20 protein-coding genes are annotated in these 20,124 nt (G+C 41.7%); 12 read left to right on the forward strand and 8 right to left on the reverse strand.

All coding sequences use genetic code 11. From position 1 onward, the window contains the following. The first annotated feature begins 118 nt into the window (after positions 1–118). The 6 genes from secA to LS48_RS08985 all read left to right on the forward strand — a co-directional run bounded on the left by secA (position 119) and on the right by LS48_RS08985 (position 6,351). Entirely contained in the window at positions 119–3,478 is a 3,360-nt protein-coding gene (gene secA / locus LS48_RS08960) for a preprotein translocase subunit SecA (RefSeq protein ID WP_062622175.1), read from the forward strand. 180 nt (positions 3,479–3,658) lie between these two features. Then, positions 3,659–3,988, forward strand: a complete 330-nt coding sequence (locus tag LS48_RS08965; protein ID WP_062622177.1) for a hypothetical protein — start codon at positions 3,659–3,661, stop codon at positions 3,986–3,988. Beyond that, positions 3,985–4,353: a T9SS type A sorting domain-containing protein gene (locus LS48_RS08970; RefSeq protein ID WP_062622179.1), complete on the forward strand. Its 369-nt coding sequence runs from the start codon at positions 3,985–3,987 to the stop codon at positions 4,351–4,353. Before LS48_RS08965 ends, LS48_RS08970 begins: the two co-directional genes overlap by 4 nt. Before the next feature lie 42 nt (positions 4,354–4,395). Then, a complete protein-coding gene (locus LS48_RS08975) occupies positions 4,396–4,950 on the forward strand; it encodes a hypothetical protein (RefSeq protein ID WP_131807714.1) in 555 nt (184 codons plus the stop codon). A gap of 174 nt (positions 4,951–5,124) precedes the next feature. Further along, positions 5,125–5,775 carry a DUF1579 domain-containing protein gene (locus tag LS48_RS08980; RefSeq protein WP_062622184.1) on the forward strand — a complete coding sequence of 217 codons (651 nt, stop codon included), beginning with the start codon at positions 5,125–5,127 and terminating at the stop codon, positions 5,773–5,775. 99 nt (positions 5,776–5,874) lie between these two features. Continuing rightward, on the forward strand, positions 5,875–6,351 hold the full coding sequence (locus tag LS48_RS08985) for a DUF4199 domain-containing protein (RefSeq protein ID WP_062622186.1): 477 nt from the start codon (positions 5,875–5,877) through the stop codon (positions 6,349–6,351). A gap of 232 nt (positions 6,352–6,583) precedes the next feature. On the opposite strand, the gene LS48_RS08990 is transcribed toward LS48_RS08985, so the two are convergent. Genes LS48_RS08990 through LS48_RS09000 form a run of 3 tightly spaced genes read right to left on the reverse strand, consistent with a single transcriptional unit; the run spans position 6,584 to position 9,120 of the window. Further along, positions 6,584–8,002: a YggN family protein gene (locus LS48_RS08990; protein WP_062622189.1), complete on the reverse strand. Its 1,419-nt coding sequence runs from the start codon at positions 8,000–8,002 to the stop codon at positions 6,584–6,586. Then, complete coding sequence (locus LS48_RS08995; protein WP_062622191.1) at positions 7,974–8,591, reverse strand: hypothetical protein; 618 nt, start codon at positions 8,589–8,591, stop codon at positions 7,974–7,976. The genes LS48_RS08990 and LS48_RS08995 overlap by 29 nt, the downstream gene beginning before the upstream one ends. Then, positions 8,575–9,120 carry an RNA polymerase sigma factor gene (locus tag LS48_RS09000; protein ID WP_076692450.1) on the reverse strand — a complete coding sequence of 182 codons (546 nt, stop codon included), beginning with the start codon at positions 9,118–9,120 and terminating at the stop codon, positions 8,575–8,577. The genes LS48_RS08995 and LS48_RS09000 overlap by 17 nt, the downstream gene beginning before the upstream one ends. Before the next feature lie 353 nt (positions 9,121–9,473). Between LS48_RS09000 and LS48_RS09010 the strand changes: the two genes are divergently transcribed. Beyond that, positions 9,474–10,007 (forward strand): DUF2383 domain-containing protein, encoded by a 534-nt coding sequence (locus LS48_RS09010; RefSeq protein WP_062622195.1) that lies wholly within the window; start codon positions 9,474–9,476, stop codon positions 10,005–10,007. Between the two features lie 48 nt (positions 10,008–10,055). On the opposite strand, the gene LS48_RS09015 is transcribed toward LS48_RS09010, so the two are convergent. Beyond that, positions 10,056–10,484 carry an organic hydroperoxide resistance protein gene (locus LS48_RS09015; RefSeq protein ID WP_062622196.1) on the reverse strand — a complete coding sequence of 143 codons (429 nt, stop codon included), beginning with the start codon at positions 10,482–10,484 and terminating at the stop codon, positions 10,056–10,058. Positions 10,485–10,578: 94 nt separating this feature from the next. Between LS48_RS09015 and meaB the strand changes: the two genes are divergently transcribed. Beyond that, a complete protein-coding gene (gene meaB, locus LS48_RS09020; protein WP_062622197.1) occupies positions 10,579–11,658 on the forward strand; it encodes a methylmalonyl Co-A mutase-associated GTPase MeaB in 1,080 nt (359 codons plus the stop codon). 5 nt (positions 11,659–11,663) lie between these two features. On the opposite strand, the gene LS48_RS09025 is transcribed toward meaB, so the two are convergent. Continuing rightward, the gene (locus tag LS48_RS09025; protein WP_062622416.1) at positions 11,664–12,602 is read right to left on the reverse strand and encodes an NAD-dependent epimerase/dehydratase family protein; all 939 of its coding nucleotides are present in this window, start codon (positions 12,600–12,602) and stop codon (positions 11,664–11,666) included. Positions 12,603–12,750: 148 nt separating this feature from the next. Between LS48_RS09025 and LS48_RS09030 the strand changes: the two genes are divergently transcribed. From LS48_RS09030 to LS48_RS09040, 3 genes are read left to right on the forward strand one after another with little or no spacing between them, the layout of a single operon-like run. Next, complete coding sequence (locus tag LS48_RS09030) at positions 12,751–13,461, forward strand: glycosyltransferase family 2 protein (protein WP_062622198.1); 711 nt, start codon at positions 12,751–12,753, stop codon at positions 13,459–13,461. Continuing rightward, positions 13,458–14,090: a lipid-A-disaccharide synthase N-terminal domain-containing protein gene (locus LS48_RS09035; RefSeq protein WP_062622199.1), complete on the forward strand. Its 633-nt coding sequence runs from the start codon at positions 13,458–13,460 to the stop codon at positions 14,088–14,090. Before LS48_RS09030 ends, LS48_RS09035 begins: the two co-directional genes overlap by 4 nt. After that, the gene (locus LS48_RS09040; protein ID WP_062622200.1) at positions 14,080–15,705 is read left to right on the forward strand and encodes an ArnT family glycosyltransferase; all 1,626 of its coding nucleotides are present in this window, start codon (positions 14,080–14,082) and stop codon (positions 15,703–15,705) included. Before LS48_RS09035 ends, LS48_RS09040 begins: the two co-directional genes overlap by 11 nt. A gap of 32 nt (positions 15,706–15,737) precedes the next feature. On the opposite strand, the gene LS48_RS09045 is transcribed toward LS48_RS09040, so the two are convergent. From LS48_RS09045 to LS48_RS09055, 3 genes are all read right to left on the reverse strand, one after another. Next, positions 15,738–16,313: a phosphatase PAP2 family protein gene (locus LS48_RS09045; protein WP_062622201.1), complete on the reverse strand. Its 576-nt coding sequence runs from the start codon at positions 16,311–16,313 to the stop codon at positions 15,738–15,740. 90 nt (positions 16,314–16,403) lie between these two features. After that, a complete protein-coding gene (locus LS48_RS09050; RefSeq protein WP_045080620.1) occupies positions 16,404–16,634 on the reverse strand; it encodes a DUF8828 family protein in 231 nt (76 codons plus the stop codon). Between the two features lie 104 nt (positions 16,635–16,738). Then, positions 16,739–18,118: an MATE family efflux transporter gene (locus tag LS48_RS09055; protein ID WP_062622417.1), complete on the reverse strand. Its 1,380-nt coding sequence runs from the start codon at positions 18,116–18,118 to the stop codon at positions 16,739–16,741. 144 nt (positions 18,119–18,262) lie between these two features. Between LS48_RS09055 and LS48_RS09060 the strand changes: the two genes are divergently transcribed. After that, positions 18,263–20,101: an ABC transporter ATP-binding protein gene (locus LS48_RS09060; protein WP_062622203.1), complete on the forward strand. Its 1,839-nt coding sequence runs from the start codon at positions 18,263–18,265 to the stop codon at positions 20,099–20,101. Positions 20,102–20,124: the final 23 nt, after the last annotated feature.

Below are 20,124 nucleotides of genomic sequence, written 5' to 3' on the forward strand. Positions count from 1 at the left end.
GTTCTTCGAGTTCCTATTGCTGAAAGGAAGCTTACGTTTCCAATGCTGCTCGAACGGACAAAAATTATAAATTGACAAAATAGTGCTGCCCGGCAACACTTCAAAATAAATTTACATCATGGGAATATTAGATAACGTATTAAAAGTTTTTGTAGGCGATAAATCAAAAAAAGACATCAGCCAAATACAGCCACTTGTAAATGAAATAAAAAAACACGAAGCAGCCATAGAAAAACTCTCCCACGATGAACTGCGGGCAAAGTCAGATTTTTTCAGAAAAGAAATAAAAGCAGCACAAAAAGATGTTCAGGACCAAATTGACAGCCTTGAAAAACAATCTGAGGAAGAGCAGGACATCAACAAAAAAGAAGAATACTACAACCAGATAGACAAACTAAAGGATGATCGCTACGAAATTGAAAAAGCGACCCTTACTAAAATACTTCCCGAAGCTTTTGCCGTGATGAAAGAAACCGCAAAACGCTTTAAAGACAACGAAACCATTACCGTTACGGCGAGTCCTTTTGACCGGGAAATTTCTGCAGACAAAGACTATGTAACCCTTGAAGATGACAAAGCCATTTGGAAAAACTCTTGGGATGCCGCCGGAAAACCCATTACTTGGGATATGGTGCACTACGATGTTCAGTTAATTGGTGGTGTGGCACTTCACCAAGGGAAAGTAGCCGAAATGCAAACGGGTGAAGGTAAAACCTTGGTTGCTACACTACCCATGTACTTAAACGCCCTTGCCGGAAACGGCGTTCACCTTGTAACCGTGAATGATTATCTTGCAAAGCGTGACAGCGCGTGGATGGCTCCCTTGTTTGAATTCCACGGAATGACAGTAGATTGTATTGACAACCACCGCCCCAATTCCGCAGCACGAAGAAAAGCCTATCTCTCTGATATAACTTATGGAACCAATAACGAATTTGGTTTTGATTATCTGCGTGATAATATGGCGCATTCGCCAGACGATCTTGTACAGCGTCCGCACCACTATGCCATTGTAGATGAGGTGGATTCGGTATTGATTGACGATGCCCGTACCCCGCTTATCATTTCTGGGCCCGTGCCCGAAGGCGACCGTCACGAATTCAACGAGCTAAAGCCAAAAATCAGCAATATTGTTGACGTTCAGAAAAAATACTTGACCGGCGTTTTGGCCGAAGCCAAAAGGCTTATAAAGGAAGGTGATGAAAAAGAAGGTGGCTTCCAATTGCTACGCGTTTATCGCGGGTTGCCAAAGAATAAGGCACTTATAAAATTTCTTTCGGAAGAAGGAGTAAAACAAATTCTCCAAAAAACCGAAAACCACTACATGAGCGACAACAACCGCGAAATGCCAAAGGTTGATGCCGAGCTCTACTTTGTTATAGATGAAAAGAACAATCAGATAGAACTTACCGATAAAGGTGTGGATTATCTTTCGGGCGAAGGCGATCCCGATTTCTTCGTAATGCCAGAAATTGGAACCGAAATAGCCAAGATTGAAAGCAAAGGACTTTCAAAAGAAGAAGAAGTTGCCGAAAAAGAAGAGCTTTTCCGTGATTTTTCGGTAAAAAGTGAACGTATTCACACGATGAACCAACTCTTGAAAGCCTATACGCTTTTTGAAAAGGACGACCAATATGTGGTGATGGACAACAAGGTTTTGATCGTGGATGAGCAAACGGGCCGTATTATGGACGGTCGCCGTTACAGCGACGGACTTCACCAAGCTATTGAGGCTAAGGAGGATGTGAAGATTGAGGCCATGACCCAAACCTTCGCGACCATTACGCTTCAGAATTACTTCAGAATGTACCGCAAACTCTCAGGGATGACGGGTACAGCGGTTACAGAGGCTGGCGAACTTTGGGAAATCTACAAACTTGATGTGGTAGAAATTCCTACCAACCGCCCCATTGCCCGCCATGACCGTGAGGATAAAATTTACAAAACCAAACGTGAAAAATACAATGCCGTTGCGGAAGAGGTTACGGCGCTTTCAAAAGCTGGAAGACCTGTTTTGATCGGTACTACTTCGGTGGAAATTTCAGAATTGTTGAGCCGTATGTTGAGTATTCGCAATATTCCGCACAACGTTTTGAATGCAAAACTCCATAAGCGAGAGGCCGACATAGTTGCCGAAGCAGGAAAGAGTGGTATAGTTACCATTGCTACCAACATGGCCGGTCGTGGTACGGATATTAAACTGAGTAAAGAAGTAAAAGAAGCTGGCGGACTTGCGATTGTAGGTACCGAAAGGCACGATAGCCGTCGTGTGGACAGACAGTTGCGCGGACGTAGTGGTCGTCAAGGAGATCCAGGAAGCTCGCAGTTTTATGTTTCCTTGGAAGACAACCTGATGCGTCTTTTCGGAAGTGAGCGAATTGCTAAGATGATGGACCGTATGGGCTTGAAGGAAGGCGAGGTTATTCAGCACAGTATGATTTCAAAATCCATTGAACGCGCGCAGAAAAAGGTGGAAGAAAACAACTTTGGAATCCGTAAACGTTTGCTGGAATATGATGATGTAATGAACGCCCAACGGGAGGTGGTTTACAAACGTAGATACCACGCATTGTTTGGCGATAGACTTCGTGTGGATATTGCAAATATGATTTACGACACTGCCGAAGTAATTGCCGAGAGCAACAAAATGGCGCAGGATTATAAGAATTTTGAATTTGAATTAATTCGTTTCTTCTCCATGAGCTCCCCTATTTCCGAAAAGGAATTTGAGAAAATGGATGCCCGCGAAATTGCCGGAAAAATATACAAAGCGGCCTATGTTCACTATCAGGATAAAATGGCCCGTAACGCCGAAATGGCTTTCCCGGTTATCAAAAATGTTTATGAAACCCAAAAGGATAAATACAAACGAATCTTGGTTCCATTTACAGATGGTGTAAAAACGCTGAACGTGGCTACCGATCTTGAAAGAGCATACGAAACCGAAGGAAAGCAATTGGTGAATGATTTTGAGAAAAATATCACCCTTGCAATTATTGACGATTCGTGGAAAACGCATCTTCGTAAAATGGACGAGTTGAAACAATCCGTACAGCTGGCGGTCCATGAGCAGAAAGATCCTTTGCTTATCTATAAATTTGAGGCTTTTGAACTCTTTAAAGCGATGATTGAAAAGGTAAACAAAGATGTTATTTCGTTCCTTTTTAAAGGAGAGCTTCCACAGGAAAACCAGCAACAAATACAGGAAGCACGCGAGGTAAAAAGAAAAGAAAACCTTAGTGAGCAAAAAGACGAAATTCCAAATATGGACGAGCGAGCTGCACAGTCACGCGCCGCTGGAAACACACAACCCCAGCGCCAACAAGTAACAGAAACCATTACTCGTGAGCGCCCTAAAATAAACCGCAACGATAAAGTTACTATTAAGCACGTGATGAGCGGTGAAAACAAAACCTTGAAATTCAAGCAGGCCATTCCCTTGCTTGATAAGGGTGATTGGGTTTTGGTTGATGAGTAAGATGAAAGTTTAGATTTTAAACATTTTTAAAATATTGAAATAAATCCCGAAGCAAATACTTCGGGATTTTTTATTGATTAAAAAGATAAAGATCATTTAATTTGCTATTTCCATTATTTTGTTTCATTTTAGCAAAACCATAACTCCCCAATTAGAAGTATAATTTAAACTTTTAATGTTATGAAACAAAGTACCCCCCCCCACCGAAGAATAGTGTTTTTACTATTTTTTATGATTACCTGCGCTGCCACGGCACAAACTTTTATGGATAACGTACGTGCCGAGATCCAAACCAAAATCCAACATTTAAATCAAAACGATGTTCCTACACGCATACTTTATGACAGGACGCTACCCCATTCAAATCTTTTAGGTTATGGCACCCCTTCCGGTTTCGCACCTTTAGTGCCTAGTGTGCCAAACAGTAGTGCCGGACATTATTTTTTGGCAATGGAGGATCTTTATAGGATTGGTTTTCAAGCGGTAGCACTTTGGTCTTCCATTATATGAACAAAAATTTTGATTCGGTCATTGATTTCCGGTTCACAGTAACTAATGAGTGCGGCAACCCACAATATACCCCGGTACGGTTCATTATTGTGGAGGACGGGGGACGGCCACAACCTTTTGAGAATTTTGTGATCTATCCCGTTCCTGCAAAGGATATGATTACCATTACCAATACTCAAAGTGAATCTCCCGTAAATGGTGCTGTACTATATGATATGTTTGGACAGGAAAAAACAGCAAGCCAAACCGTGAGCAACAATTCTATAATTTTGGACGTTGGTAATATAACTGAAGGTATTTATATCTTAAAGATTACAGGGAATAATGGAATCGAGGTTACAAAACACATAAGTATAAAAAGATAATTTTAAAAATATAAAAAAATGAAGAAAATGATAATATTAAAAGTGTTTGTAATATTCGCTTTGATGACAACGGGTTGCAATAAAGACGATGATAACAAGGAGGAGCAGGGCTGTGTAAAAGAAGAGAATGTTTTTGAGGCACAGTTTGATGATGAGACTATTGAACCGCATTATGCCCAAGGCGGAGGATTTGGTTTGTATACATTAAATTTTCAGCGATGTCCCTCCAATGATAACAATTGGAATTTATCAGTTAACACTGATGCTAACAGAAGTTTATTTATCTATCTAATAGGTGTAAATTCTACAGGAAATTATATTCTTACTTCTGGTGATCCAAACCATGTTGCAATACAATGTTTTGAATCTAACTCAATATATATTTTGGATGAAACGACATATACCTATTCGTTTATTAGTTCCTCCAATGGAACCATTGAAATTACGGAGTACGACAGTGGGTATGGAATACTCGTGGGCACTTTTAGCGCTGAAATGGTAAGTACTGCCGATCCTACTGTAAAGAAAACTATAACCGGAGCGTTCAATCTTAATAAATCTACCTTGGATAATACGCAAAGACCTTGTTGGCTTTAATAGGTAGTAAAAATTAAAAATCCCGAAGCAAATGTTTCGGGATTTTTTTAGGATGAATGTCTTAAACCTTTGCAGGTACCCAAATCTCTTTTTGTTTAAATATCAGTTATTTATAAAGATAAAATTAAGAAAATCAGGAAGTTTTTCATAATTTTAGATTTCAAAATCAACATTATGAAAAAAGCACTATTTACATTAGTATGTTTATCGCTAGTATTTATTTCCTGTAACGATAACACAAAAGAAAAAATGGTAACGGAAGACACTACCGTAGTGGCAGACACAACTGCTACTGAAGAACCCGAAATGATAGAAGAACCTATGGATTCTATCGCGATGCAAAAAGCTTGGGAGGCCTATATGACCCCTGGCGAGCCACATAAAATGATGACCGAAGAAGTAGGCAAATGGAACAACGAAATGACTTTCTGGATGGGGCCAGAGGAAGAAAAAGCCACCTCAACTGCCGATATAAAAATGATCATGGGCGGTCGCTATCAAGTGGGTAACTATTCAGGTAAAATGATGGGAATGGACTTTGAGGGCCAATCTACACTTGCCTATGACAATGCCAGCGACGAATATATATCTACCTGGATAGACAATATGGGTACCGGATTGGGCGTACTACGCGGAACGTACGACGAAGCAACAAAAGCCACTACACTAAACGGCACTATGGTTGATCCCATGACCGGCAAAGACAAGCAGGTACGCGAGGTATATACTATAGTGGATGAGAACACCCGCCGAATGGAAATGTACGAAATCGGGGCTGATGGCAAGGAAGTAAAAACCATGGAAATCTTGATGAAAAGAGCGTAATTTTTAATTCCAAACAATTATTTTCAAATCCCGAGCTAAGTTTCTCGGGATTTTTTATTGGGAAAATGGAGTATCTTTAAACTCAAAAATAAGACTACTATGAAAAAGATTTTCATCGAGTTTAAATGGGCAGTCATTTTCACCATCACCATGCTTTCGTGGATGTTACTTGAAAAAACGCTTGGTTGGCACGAAGAGCAGATTGCGGACCATCAGTGGCTCACCATGCTTTTTGCACCCTTTGCCATTCTAATGTACTTGTTGGAAATGCGCGAAAAAAGAAGAAGGGTTTACGGCGGAAAAATGACTTGGCTACAAGGCTTTATTTCTGGAATTATTCTCAGCGTTTTTGTTGCATTGCTTTCGCCATTGGCACAATACATTACCCACAATTATATTACACCCCAGTACTTCAATAATGTGATAGAATATTCCGTGACCAATGACTTGATGACGCGTGAAAAAGCCAATGAATATTTCAACATAAACAGCTATATGTGGCAATCTGCTATTGGGGCTTTTGGTTTTGGGGTAATTACAGCTGCAGTGGTTGCAATCTTTGTGAGAAAAAAGTAATTTAAATAGTGGAAATTTGATTTTTAAAAACTATTTAAAATAATTGCTATACCAGTATTTAACAAAACTTTTGTTGTCAATATGATTCGAAAAATGAATGGCGTTTTTCGATAAAGGTATGCCAAAATATAATTATTGATGACTTAAAAATTGTAAAGCAATAAGCAGATTCCTTTTTTTACTGTAGCTGCAAGCCCTTTTCATTTGGAAAGTAATTTCAAATCATACACGACTATTGAAGTGAAACATTACTGTACGTAGAATTTATAGTGATGGTTTTGTTAGAACCATTATTTTGATTAAACCCTTTCACTACTACCCTATCAGCACTTTTGGATTCTTTAAGCTGAAGTGATTTAGGATACTTCAAGGTAGATTTTTTACCCGTAAAGTAAAACGAAAATGAACCTGTAGGCACTTTCACTTTTGCATCGGTATTCTCTAAACGTATATCAAGCGTTTCAAAGCCGTCAGAGACTTTATCAATTTTTAAGTTCCCAAAAGATCCCGACAGGAATGCCTGATTGGATACGTTACCAATACGTACGTCGCTGGAATTCGCTTGAAGGTTTATGTTCTGAACATTATCAATTTTACAATTATCTACATATTTTACATTCAAGCCGCCTTGTTTCCATACATTCACTATAACCGGGGCATAAGATGCATTGATGAGGGTTTGCCCCCCATCAATGCTATTTGCCGTAAATGGCGTGTAATTTAAGTTGGCTTTTATATTATTGGCGTCTGCCATTTTCAGGTCGCCGTGGCGTACATTAACCTCCGTTTTGCTATTCTTGGGAAGACGGATTATAATGGTTTTCTTAACATTGGTATTATTCCCAGTACTGCTGCGATTTCCCTGAATAACGATAGCGGTGCCATTGGGGCTTTTGGTAACTGTTTTGGTGTAATTGCCTCCTTCATTTTCATATTTCTTTTCAATTTCGTTTGCCCAAGCTTCCATTCTTTTACCGTATTCTTCACCCCAGACTTCCATTCGTTTTCCAAAATCTTCGCCCCAGGCTTCCATTCTTTTTCCATAGGCTTCGCCTATGCTGTCTGCTCGTTTTTCATCCCAGGCTTCCTCAAAACGTTTGCCCCATTCCTCCATTCGTTTTTCAAAATCCTTTCCAAACTTTTTGTCCATTTGAGCTTCAAACTTTTTCATATAACCCTCTTCGTCTTTTTGAAACTCTTCATAGTCAAACTGAATGTCGCCTATATTTTCCAATAAATCTTCAGGTAGTGGCGGCACATTTATATTTTGCATCATAGGCATAACCATATTTTCCATTAACGGACCAATAAAGTCAAGATTAGGCATATCGTTTATTGCAAAGGGTTGGCTTCCGGAATTGGAGGTTACATTTATTTTCTTACTGTTTCCAGTTACTTCCAAATCCCAATTTTTCATCAGTTGTTCCTTCTGACTGTCAGAAAGGTTATCTCCTTCAATAAAAGCCTCAACTTCTACCTTGTTTTTGTTCCAGGTTTCAAATACCACATTTGTAAAAGATGTATTTACGGAGACCTCTACATTGTCGGACACATTGAAACTCTCCACATATTTTTTTTGTGAATAGCCAAAGGTGGTAACCAGTGTTAGTACAATAAGGGTACTAAGTTTGTATAGTTTTAAATTCTTCATTGTTTTGATTTTTAAGTTCTTTTAATTTGTTTTTAAGTTTGAACAGCAAATCCAAACGAAGTTTCAAATTGTCAATCAATGCGGTTACGGTGGCTTCGGTGGGGCCTACCCTGCCCAGTTCGGCATTCAGCGCGGTGTATTCCCTATCCAGTTCGGCAAGCCGCTGCATATAGCCGTCTACCAAGTCTTTATTTTCATCGGTTATCTTAAGTGAAGCCAATTGTACATTTATCCCCGCCATATAATATTCCTCCACTTTTTTTAGGTCTGGCGAAATATCCGCAAGTGTGAGTTTGGGGGCATCAGTGTTATCTCCAGTTTCAGAAGTGTTATCCACAACAGTGTTATTTGAATCGATGATGGCATTGTTTTTTGACAATTGCTGATATCCAAAAAAGCTTATTGCCAAAAGCACCACTACCATTGCAGCTATCTTAAGCCAGGGGATGGAAGTGTTTTTCTCTTCAGAAATATTCTCTGAAAAAGCCTTGTCCAGCTTGGCTTCAAAGCGAGACTGATGCCCTTCCCTAAGTTTAGGAGTTTTGGGGTCATCATAATTTTCAAACATTTTTTTAATATCCTGTGCCATAGCGCGAGTGTTTAAGTGTTTCTTTCAATTTTGTTTTTCCCCGGTGCAGATAGGTTCTCGAGGCGTTTTCAGAAATCTGCAGTATCTCTGAAATTTCCTGATGGTCATATCCCTCAATCAAAAACAACTTTACGGTTGCCCTATAATTTTCCGGTAGCTCCTCAATGGCTGAAAGCACTTCGGAAATAGATATTTCATCAGAAATAGACCAATCCGATTCGTCTTCCACCATTGTAAAGACTTCTTCGTTTAAAGATTGCAATTCCAACTTTCTGGACTTTAAGGTGTCCAAACAGGTATTTATCACAATCCGTTTTAGCCAAGCCCCAAAAGTGACGTCTCCTTTAAACTGGCTTAACTTTTTGAAAGCTTTAATAAAAGCTTCCTGCATCGCGTCTTCCGCGGCCGCGGTGTCCTTTAAATACCTATGGGCTATTACAAACATGCCTTCGCAATATTTGTCATAAAGCGCCATTTGCGCCTTTCTATTGCATTGTTTGCATTGCTCGATAAGTAGTGAATCGGACAAACTTGATGGTTTTTTTTGGTTGCTGTTCCCTTAAAGGACGACAAAAGATAAACGATGTTGCAGATTTTGACTTTTTTTTCTTGAAATTTTTCTCCAAAACAGTGTCAAACCAGGCTGTTAAACTTACGGAGCCACAGCAAAACAATTTGCGGGAACCATTTAAATTTTTGTATCTTATTCGCAAATACACTTTGTAATTTTACCGAAATTTTACTCCCCGATAATTTTTGGCATACATTATGTCTAAATATTTGAGAATTAGCTTATAAATTACTGTTAACTATTCATAAAAAAGTGTTTAGATTTTAGAAAGCAGTTATTTTTTATGCTAAATTTGATAAAATCATCAACCTATGAAAAAGAAATACGCAGATTTTGACAAATTGAACCGCTTGCTCGTGGCCTGTTTTGAGGCCGAGAAGCTGTACTACAATGCCGCGCAGGATGCCCAAACTACAGATTTGAAGCGGTTTTTAAACTATATGGCAGTGGAGCGAAACCGAATGAGCCACGATATTTCAAACGAGCTTCACTCACGCGACATAGAACCTCTAAAGCAGGATTCTGAAAAAGGAAACCTGGACCGTACCTGGCAGGAAATCAAGGACGCCTTGGAATATTTTGATGCCGATGCCATTGTGAAGTCCTGCATAAGCCGGGACCGTAATAATATTAAAAGATATGACGAGCTTTTGGAGCGCAGGGAACTGCCGGATACTATTTTGGAATTACTCGAAAAGCAAAAGTATCAATTGGAATGGTATATAAAACAAGCGGCACAGCAGACCAAGAAAAGCCCCTTTGTGGAAACCCCAAAAGAAGAAAAAAAAGAAGAGCCCAGTAAGGAAAATGACGGGGGAAAAGTGATAAATTTAAAGGCAATGTAAAAAAGTAAAGCCCCGAAATTTCGGGGCTTTTTTTTTATAGTTTAATGACTATTCGTCAAGCAGGAGATTAAGGGTTACGGTAATATTATCCCGCGTAGCTCGGGAATAAGGGCAAACCTCGTGAGCCTTATTTACAAGGTCTTCACCTGTCTTAACATCTACCCCCGGCAGATAGCAGTCCAAGGTAGCGCGCAGTTGCAGATCGCCGTCCTTGGTCTTTCCTATTTCAATATTTGCGGTTACGCTCATATCGTCGCCCAATTTTATTTTTTTGCTTTCGGCAACCATTTGTACCGCGCCCCCAAAACAGGCGGCATAAGCGCTGCCAAAAAGTTGCTCTGGGTTGGTTCCCTTTCCGCCGTCACCGCCTAGACCCTTTGGTACAGAAAGTTCCATATCAATTTTACCGTCATCGGTAGTTACGTGACCTTTTCTTCCACCCACAGCGGTTGACGAAGCTTCATATAAGATTTTCATTTTTTTCTGAGTTTTAAAATTATTAAATTTCAAGATACTACCTAAAACCCGTTTCTAAAAGAACATATTCATAAAATTGTCCTAAATTCACACTGTGGCAGAAAACAAAAAAAATAAAAGCGCATTGGCTGAACGGGAAGGTGTCCCTCAACCCACAACCCTAAACCTAAAAGTGGTAGAAGGCCTGAAAAAATTCAGGAAAAAAACTCCTTCCGTGGAAAGCCTACTCAAAGGCATTCTAAATCAAGACCAGGGCGCATTGAGCCAAGCCATAACCCTTATTGAAAGTACGGCATTAAAACACCAACAGCAGGCCAAACAAATTATTGAGGGTTGTCTTCCCCACGCCAATAAATCTATTCGCGTAGGTATAACAGGCGTTCCCGGCGTAGGGAAAAGCACATTTATTGAAAGCTTCGGAAAGCTACTGATTTCCAAAGGAAAAAAAGTGGCCGTACTCACCGTAGATCCCAGCAGTAGCATTAGTGGTGGCAGTATTCTTGGCGACAAAACCCGAATGGAGGAATTGGTAAAAGAGCCCAATGCCTTTATCCGCCCCTCCGCCAGCGGCGATACCTTGGGCGGCGTTGCCCGAAAAACCCGAGAAACCATCATCCTCTGCGAAGCCGCAGGTTTTGATGTAATCCTGATTGAAACCGTGGGCGTGGGCCAAAGTGAGACCGCAGTCCATTCTATGACAGATTTCTTCCTGTTGCTAAAACTTGCCGGTGCCGGCGATGAACTGCAGGGCATAAAACGCGGCATTATGGAAATGGCAGATTCCATTGTTATCAACAAGGCCGATGGCGACAATTTGAAGGCTGCAAAGATGGCGAAAAACGAATTTAACCGCGCCTTGCACCTTTATCCGGCAAAGGAAAGTGGATGGGCACCAAAAACACTTTTGTGCAGCGCCCTTAAAAATGAAGGTATTGCTGAAATCTGGGAAGTGGTTTCAAATTATTTTGAAACTGTAAAAGGCAACGGCTATTTTCAGTATAAGAGAAAAGAGCAAAATAAATTCTGGCTGATGCAGACCATTGAAAGCCGATTAAAAAGTGAGTTTTACGCAAATCCTTCTGTAAAAGTAGAATTGGAAAAACAGCTGAAAGCAATAGATGAAAATAAAACCACACCTTTTGCGGCGGCGGAAATACTCTTAAACCTGAAATAGTTTAGTTAAAAATTATTTTTAAACCATTCGGTCTGTGCTTCCAATCCCGCTTTTAAAGTAGTCTGTGGGTTATAGTTCAATAATTTTCTGGCCTTGTCTATGTTCGCCTTGGTTCGCGATTGATCGCCGGCGCGGGGCGGTTTCCTTTCGGTTGCAATTTTTGTTTTGAGTATTTCTTCAACCGTTGCAATGCCTTGTGCCGTGGTGCTTTCGGTTTCGGTGCCGAGGTTGAAAATTTCTCCGTTGCAAATTTTTTCCTTTCCAAAAACACTTACAATACCGTCCACTATATCTTGCACATACGTGAAACTGCGCAAATGCTTTTCGCTGCCCTCAAAAAGTGGGAAGACTTTGTTGTTCAAACCGCAATCTATCAGTCGGGTATAAAGTTTGTCAGGCCTTTCGCGCGGGCCATACACGGAAAAGAGCCGAAAGGACGTGCCCTGCAATTTCTTTTCGCGGGTTTTTGCAAGTACCAATTGCTCTGCGGCGAGCTTGGTAACGCCGTACCACGAAGCAGGTTTTGGTGGAACGCTTTCAGGGAAAGTCGCCTCCAAACCGTAAATTGAAGAAGTGGCAATGTTTACAAAAAATGGTCGCTTCTGAAGCTTTTCAGCAAACTCAAGCAAACGCTGCGTGGCCAAAATATTATTGCTGAAATAATCCTCAAAAGTAGATTTATCCGAGATTCCGGGATGGGCGGCAAAGTGGAAAATATAGTCGAAGCCGTTTGTAAGTTTTGCGGCCAAATTATCCGTTCGCAAATCCAAATTATATACTTCAATGTTTTTTTCGGACAGCGCCTTTGCGTTCAGCTTCTTCAGCCCAAGATCGTAATAGGGCGAAAAATTATCGATGCCGATTACCTCGTAACCCAGTTTCTTCAATCTTTCCGCAGTGTGGGAGCCGATGAAACCAGCCGCGCCCGTAACAAGTACTTTCATAAAATCTGTTTCAGTTGCAAAAATAGCATCTTTTTTAAGCAATCACTTTTATTATTATGAATTATCCGAAATACACACATAAACTTTTAAACCTGTAAACTTCTAAACTAAAAAAATTACTTTTGCAGAAACCTTTTCAAAAACCTCAATGTACGAATTCACCATAATTGTACCCGTTTACAACGAAGAAGAAAACCTGCAACGGGTGGAAAAGGAACTATTAGCCTACACACAAATTGCTACCAAAAAAACTTCTATCCTTTTTGTAAACGATGGTTCAAAGGACAACAGCCAAGCGTTGATTGAAGACATCTGCAACCGAAACCAAGCTTTTCATTTCATTTCTTTTAAGGAAAATCGTGGCCTCAGCGCTGCCATAAAAGCGGGTTTTGATTATGCTGAAAGTCCGTTGGTGGGTTATATTGACAGCGATTTGCAAACCGACCCGAAAGATTTCAACCTGTTGCTGGAACACATTGGCGAATACGATTTGGTAACGGGCGTCCGCGCCGACAGAAAGGACAAGTTTGTGAAAAATATGTCGTCCAAAATTGCAAACGGCATTCGTCGCGCCTTTACCCACGACGGCATGGACGATACGGGCTGCCCGTTGAAAGTGATAAAGACCGATTACGCCAAACGCATCCCAATGTTTAAAGGGCTTCACCGGTTTCTGCCTGCGATGATTCTTTTGCAAAACGGCAAAATAGTGCAGATTCCCGTAAAACATTTTCCACGTATGGCTGGTACGGCCAAGTTTGGGCTTTGGAACCGATTGATAGGTCCCTTGATGGACTGTTTCGCCTATCTTTGGATGAAGAAAAAATACATCAACTACGAGATTAAAAGCAAGGGATGAGCAACTGGATTGTGTACAGCATCGGCTTTTTGGCACAAATCCTTTTCAGCGGAAGGTTGATCGTGCAATGGATCCTTTCCGAAAAAAGCAAACGCATCATCACGCCTTCCACATTTTGGAAACTGAGTCTGCTCGCTTCATTTCTGCTTTTTGTGTATGGGCATTTACGCGACGATTTCGCTATTATGCTCGGGCAGGCACTTACGTATTATATATACATTCGAAATCTTCAATTGCAGGGCGAATGGCAGAAATCGCCAAAATGGCTGCGCGTTTTCCTGTTTATTTTTCCAATTTTGATAGTTGTTTACGCTTACAACAATGGCGAATACGATATAGACAAACTTTTCAGAAACGACGCCATCCCGCTGTGGCTCTTGCTTTTGGGCATAATTTCACAAATACTTTTTACATTGCGGTTTGTCTATCAATGGATCGTTTCCGAAAAAACGAAAACCTCGCAATTGCCCGTGGGCTTTTGGCGGATGAGCGTTTTGGGAGCTTCGCTGATTTTAACCTATGCCATTTTCAGAAAAGACCCCGTGCTTTTTGTGGGCCATATAGCAGGTTTGATTATTTATGTGAGAAATATTTTTATTTGGAAAAAACAGGCACGTTATGAAATTTGAAAGAAACTATCTGCTACTTCTTTTGCTCACCTGCGCCGCTATTTTCTTCGTGAATTTAAACTCGCTGCCGGTAAACATTATGGAAGCGCGAAATTTTATCACTGCCCGCGAAATGCTGAACGATGGCCATTGGCTGCTCACAACCATCAACGGCGAACCGCGTTACCAAAAACCCCCGCTTCCCACTTGGCTTACTGCTTTTTCGGCAGCAATCTTTGGAATAAAAAGCATTTGGGCACTGCGGCTGCCAGCGGCGATTATGACGCTTTTTCTCGTGCTGTTTTCCTATAAACTCGCCAAAAAACTTACTTCGGAAAAGTTATATGCTTTTATAAGTTCGCTGATAATGGCGACCTCCTTTTACATCGTTGCCTCCGCCCGCGATGGGCAGTGGGATATCTACACCCACGGGTTTATGGCAATCTGTATCTATCTGCTTTACTTATTTTTCACAAAAGAAACCCACAAATACCGAAACGCAATTCTCGCAGGACTTTTCTTTGGCTGTTCGTTTTTAAGCAAAGGGCCCGTTTCGCTCTACGCCCTGCTCCTTCCCTTTTTGATTTCCTTTGGGATTGTTTACAAATACAGGAATTTCAGAAAGCGATGGGTTCCGTTGCTAGTTTTTTTGGTGGTTTCCACGGTGGTTTCGGGGTGGTGGCATTGGTACACGATGACCTTTGATCCGGCGGCGGCGGAAATTACCAAAAAAGAAACCACCAACTGGATAAGCTACGAAATAAAACCGTTTTATTATTACTGGAGCTTTTTCACCCAAAGCGGGGTTTGGACCATTCCCGCATTTATAGCCCTGCTCTACCCCTATTTAAAAAATCGTGTTTTCAATAAAAAGGCATATCTGTTTACCTTTCTTTGGACGATGCTTTCGGTGATTTTACTTTCCCTGATTCCCGAGAAAAAGTCGCGCTATCTCTTGCCAGTTTTGATTCCGATGGCCCTAAATACGGGTTTTTATATCGAATATCTCTTCCGAAGATTTAAAGAGTTGAAAGATAAACGCGAAACGATTCCGGTGTATTTCAACTTCGGTTTAATAGGTTTTATAGGAATTGCCTTTCCCATTGGCGGCTATATTTTTCTGAAAGATGGACTTGCAGGAAATTGGGTTTGGTTCGTGCTGCTTTCCCTCGCTTTGTTTTCCATCGGAATTTTTATGTTCCGAAATCTTTTCCGAAGAAAAATTGCAACCGTTTTTTATTTAACCATTGCTTTTATTGTTGCCGTAATTTGGTTCGGCCTACCGCTGAGCAAGGCCATAACCATAAACCCAGATTACAAACCGTTTTCTGAATTGCATAATTTTGAAGAAAAAGAGAACATAAAAATCTACGAATTTTCAGGAATGACGCCCGAACTTATTTGGGATTACGGCGAAAAGATGGAAATGCTAAATAAAGACGGCGAATTTATTACCCCTGTCGAAGACCGTTTTGGCGTATTGGTTTCGGAGGAAAGTTTAGAGCATTTTAAGGAAGTTTACCCCAACTTCAAAAGAGAGCATATTGCGCGTTACGATATGAATCCGAAGGGACCGGACAGCCGCACGCATAAAACGAGACTATATCGGGAATTGTTTATTGTTTCTAAGAAGTGATGCTCTCAAACCTAACAGGTTTTGAAAACCTGTTAGGTTTTTTGTGTTTTAAACTTCCGCTGCCCCCACTTCTGTATAAGATAAAACAACCAACCCGTCAACCCACCAAAGGCCATTCCCGAAATTACATCCAATGGATAGTGAACGCCAAGATAAATTCGGCTATAGCCCGTAATCACTGCCCAAAGCAATAAAAGAAAAGGCAGATATTTATACCATTTCTGAAGGCTCAACCCAAGAAAAACGGCTGCGGCCATGGAGCTTGCAGCGTGGGCGGAAAAATAACCAAACCTACCGCAACCATCCGCAACGTAACGCATTAAGGGTTGCAGTTCTTCCACTTTGCACGGTCTTGGGCGCTTTATTCCGTATTTAAAAAGGCTGGCAATTTGGTCGGTGGCCGTAATCATTAATGCAACGCAAACTATGATTACCAAAGTGCCTTTCCAGCCGTAATGTTTAAAGACCAAATACAGAAGAAATGCGTACAACGGAATTGACGACCATTTTTCAGTAACAAACCGCCAAAAGCCGTCCCAAGAAGTGTTTCCGAGATTGTTTAGAAAAAGGAAGAGTTCGGTGTCGTATTTTAGGAGTTCGTCGAGCATTATTCTGTAGTTCTAAAAGTCAATAAAATTCTCACCACGAATACACGAATTATTATGTTAAAACATTCGTGTATTCGTGGTTATTTAAATTTAATCCTCATCATACCGCGCAATCTCCCGATCGTAAAAATCGTTTGCACCCTGTATTAAATTTTCGGCCTCCGTCTCCAGTTCCTTTTGGTCCTGCGCATCAAAATCTTCCAGCCATTCCACCTCATCGTTTTCCAAATTAATTATGAAACGCGGAAATTCAGTATGTATTACGAAAATCGCAGTGGGATAATCGCTGTTGTCGCCGAGAAGGTATTTTGGGAAATCCATTTTTTTGATTTATTGTTTATTGTTTATTGTTTATTGTTTATTGTTAGTGGATGTTGAAAACTGAAAATCAAATCCTTCAAAAAGCACCCGTCATCCAGCATCCCTCATCCAGCACCAAGCCGTATCAATTTCTTCGAAAGATAATTAAATCTGATGAATAACATAATGCCGCTTGCCGAAAGCCCTGCCAGCAACCCGATCCAAATGCCCATACTTTCCAAGGAAGTTTCCATACTTAGGTAATACGAAATTGGAAACCCAATAATCCAATAGGCAACAAAGGTGATGACCGTTGGAATCTTTACATCCTGCATTCCCCGAAGGGCTCCAAGTGCCACCACTTGTAAGGCATCAGTAAACTGAAAGATGGCTGCAATAATCAACAACTGGGCGGCAATGGCAACCACTTCGTGATTGTCGGCAAAGTCGGTCACGCTGTTATAATCGAGGAATATTTTCGGCAATTCGCCATTAAATAGAATAAAGAAAATTGCAAATACCAATGCCAATATGGATGTCAGCAATACAATTGAAATTGCAACACGACGCAATTCCCGAAAGTTTTTCAAGCCTTTTTGGTTGCCCACGCGTATCATCGCCGCCACGCTAAAGCCCATCGCCACCATAAAGGTCATCGAGGCAAGATTGAGCGCAATTTGGTTTGCCGCTTGCGGGTTCTTTCCCAAGATTCCCGAAAGCCACACCGCCGAAGTAAAAATACCCACTTCAAAAAACATCTGCATGGCCGAGGGAAAGCCGAGGTTCAGCAGTTTTTTCAACATTGCTTTGCTGAGGGTAAAGATTTTTATATTCGTAACAAAATAGCGCGATTTTTCTTTTCGGCTTAAGAGATACCACAGATAGCCCACCATTACCACGCGGGATACCAACGTACCGATGGCAGCACCGACCACCCCCAGTTCGGGCGCGCCAAACTTTCCGAAGATGAACATATAGTTGAGCAGCACATTCACCAAATTCGCCACAATAGTTGCATACATAGGGAAACGCGTCATGGACATACCATCACTAAACTGCTTAAACCCCTGAAAAATAATCAAGGGTACCAAGGATGCGGCGACCAAGGTAAGATAAGGCATTGCCAAATCGACCACTTCTGGCGGTTGTTTCATCACATACATCAACGGTTTGGCGAGCATTACCGACGCAAAAAGCGCCAACCCCAGGACGATACATAAAAACAGCCCGTGCTTAAAGGAAGATTTTCCCCTTTCGCGATTTCCTTCGCCATCGGCCTCCGCTACCAATGGTGTGATTGCCGTGGAAAAACCAACGCCCAAACTCATGGCCACAAACATAAAGCTGTTTCCCAGTGAAACAGCGGCCAGCTCGGCACTGCCCAACTGCCCCACCATAATATTGTCCACCAGCGCAACCACTTGGTGGCCCAACATGCCCAAAATTACGGGAGTTGCCAGTTTAGTGTTATACTTAAATTCCTTTGTGTAGTCGGAAAGGGCCAAGTCGGAAAAAATTTTGCGCAAAGATAGTAGTTGTGTTTTTTAGAATAGCTTTGTATTTCATTAAAAAAGTTAAGAGTTAAAAGTTAGGCGTTATTGGTTTCAACTCATAACTCTTAACCCATACTCTTAACGTAAACCTTGAGAATGCCCAGACCCCAACTAAAATCCATTACCGAAAAAGAAAAGAAGACCAGCGTCAAGGATTCCTTTAAAGCGCTAAAGACCATCCCGCGGTTTTTTAGGGAAATCTATCGCAGCAGCCCGAAATTGTTTCTGCTGAATACTTTTGCCAGGCTCATAAATGCCTTCACGCCCGTGGTAATACTGTGGGTTGGGAAAATGATTATTGATGAAATCATCCTACAGGTTTCCCTGGAAAATCAAGACTTCACACAACTCTGGAACCTTGTAATCATCGAGTTTTGCGTGGCGGTCCTTTCCGACCTTTTGGGAAGGTTGATAAACCTGACCGACGGCCTTTTGGGCGACCTCTATTCCAATATGTCTTCCGAAAAAATAATCCGCAAGACCGCCGAGCTCACCATTGCCCAACTGGAAGACCCAGAATTTTACGACAAACTGGAACGCGCCCGTACCCAAACCAACAGTCGGGTAGATTTAATGAGCAACGCCCTGGGCCAAGCCGAAAGCCTTATCTCGATGATATCCCTCATTGCGGGCTTGATATATTTTGAACCTATTTTAATACTCATCCTCATCCTCAGTATCATTCCCTCGTTTATCAACGAGGCCAAGTTCAGCAGTACGCGCTATTCGTTGGCACGCAGTTGGACCGCCGAACGCCGCGAACTGGATTACCTGCGCTTCATCGGCGCCAACAACCAAACCGCCAAGGAAATAAAACTCTTCGGTCTGACCGATTTTATTGCGGAACGCTTTAAAAAACTTTCGAACGACTATTACCTCATCAACAAAAAGCTGTCGCTCAAGCAGAGTCTTTACGGCTCGCTGTTCAACATTCTCGGCGTGCTCAGCTATTACGGCGCCTATGTGTATATTATTCTGCGGGTGCTTACTGGCGTTATTACCATTGGGGAACTTACCTTCCTTTCCGGTTCGTTTAACAGGCTGCGCAACAACCTGCAGGGCTTCTTTTCGCGCTTTACCCGCATTTCCGAAAGCGCGCTGTACTTGCAGGACTACTTCGACTTTATCGATTTGACTATTGAGCAAAATGCCGAAACTAAAACGCCTATGCCCAAAACCATTAAAGAAGGGTTTCAGGTGAACAATCTACACTTTGCCTACCCCGGCAGCGAGGGCGAAGTGTTGAAAGGCGTTACCTTTTCCCTAAAGGCAGGTGAAAAAATGGCTTTCGTGGGCCAAAACGGCGCAGGCAAGACCACGCTTATTAAACTCTTCCTCCGTTTTTATGAACCCACCCAAGGCGAAATCCTTTTGGACGGCATCAATATAAACAAGTTTGATGTGGACGAATACCGAAAACGTTTTGGCGTGATCTTTCAGGACTTTTTTAAATATGAATTCACCCTGCGCGAAAACATAGCCGTGGGCAATATAGACCAAGTGCAGAACGACGAAGTAATACACTACGCTGCCAGCAAAAGCCTCGCGGAACAAGTAGTGACCGAAATGAAGGACGGCCTAGAACAACGCCTGGGCAGAAGGTTTTACAAAGGCACCGAACTTAGCGGCGGGCAGTGGCAAAAAGTGGCCCTGGCCCGCGCCTATATGAAGGATGCCGATGTTATGGTGCTGGACGAACCCACCAGCGCGCTGGATGCCCAAGCAGAGTTTGATGTTTTTGAACGCTTTATCGCCCTTACCAAAGGCAAGACCAGCATTATTATTAGCCACCGTTTTAGCACCGTGCGTATGGCAGACCGTATTTTGGTTTTGCAGGACGGCCGTGTGCTGGAACTAGGCACCCACCAAGAGTTGATGGCAAACCCAAAACTGTATGCCGAGTTGTTTAAGTTGCAGGCGGCGGGGTATCGGTAAGTTAGTCAGAAAAGAATATATTT

This window comes from Aequorivita aquimaris, from assembly GCF_001573155.1.
Taxonomy (GTDB): Bacteria; Bacteroidota; Bacteroidia; order Flavobacteriales; family Flavobacteriaceae; genus Aequorivita; species Aequorivita aquimaris.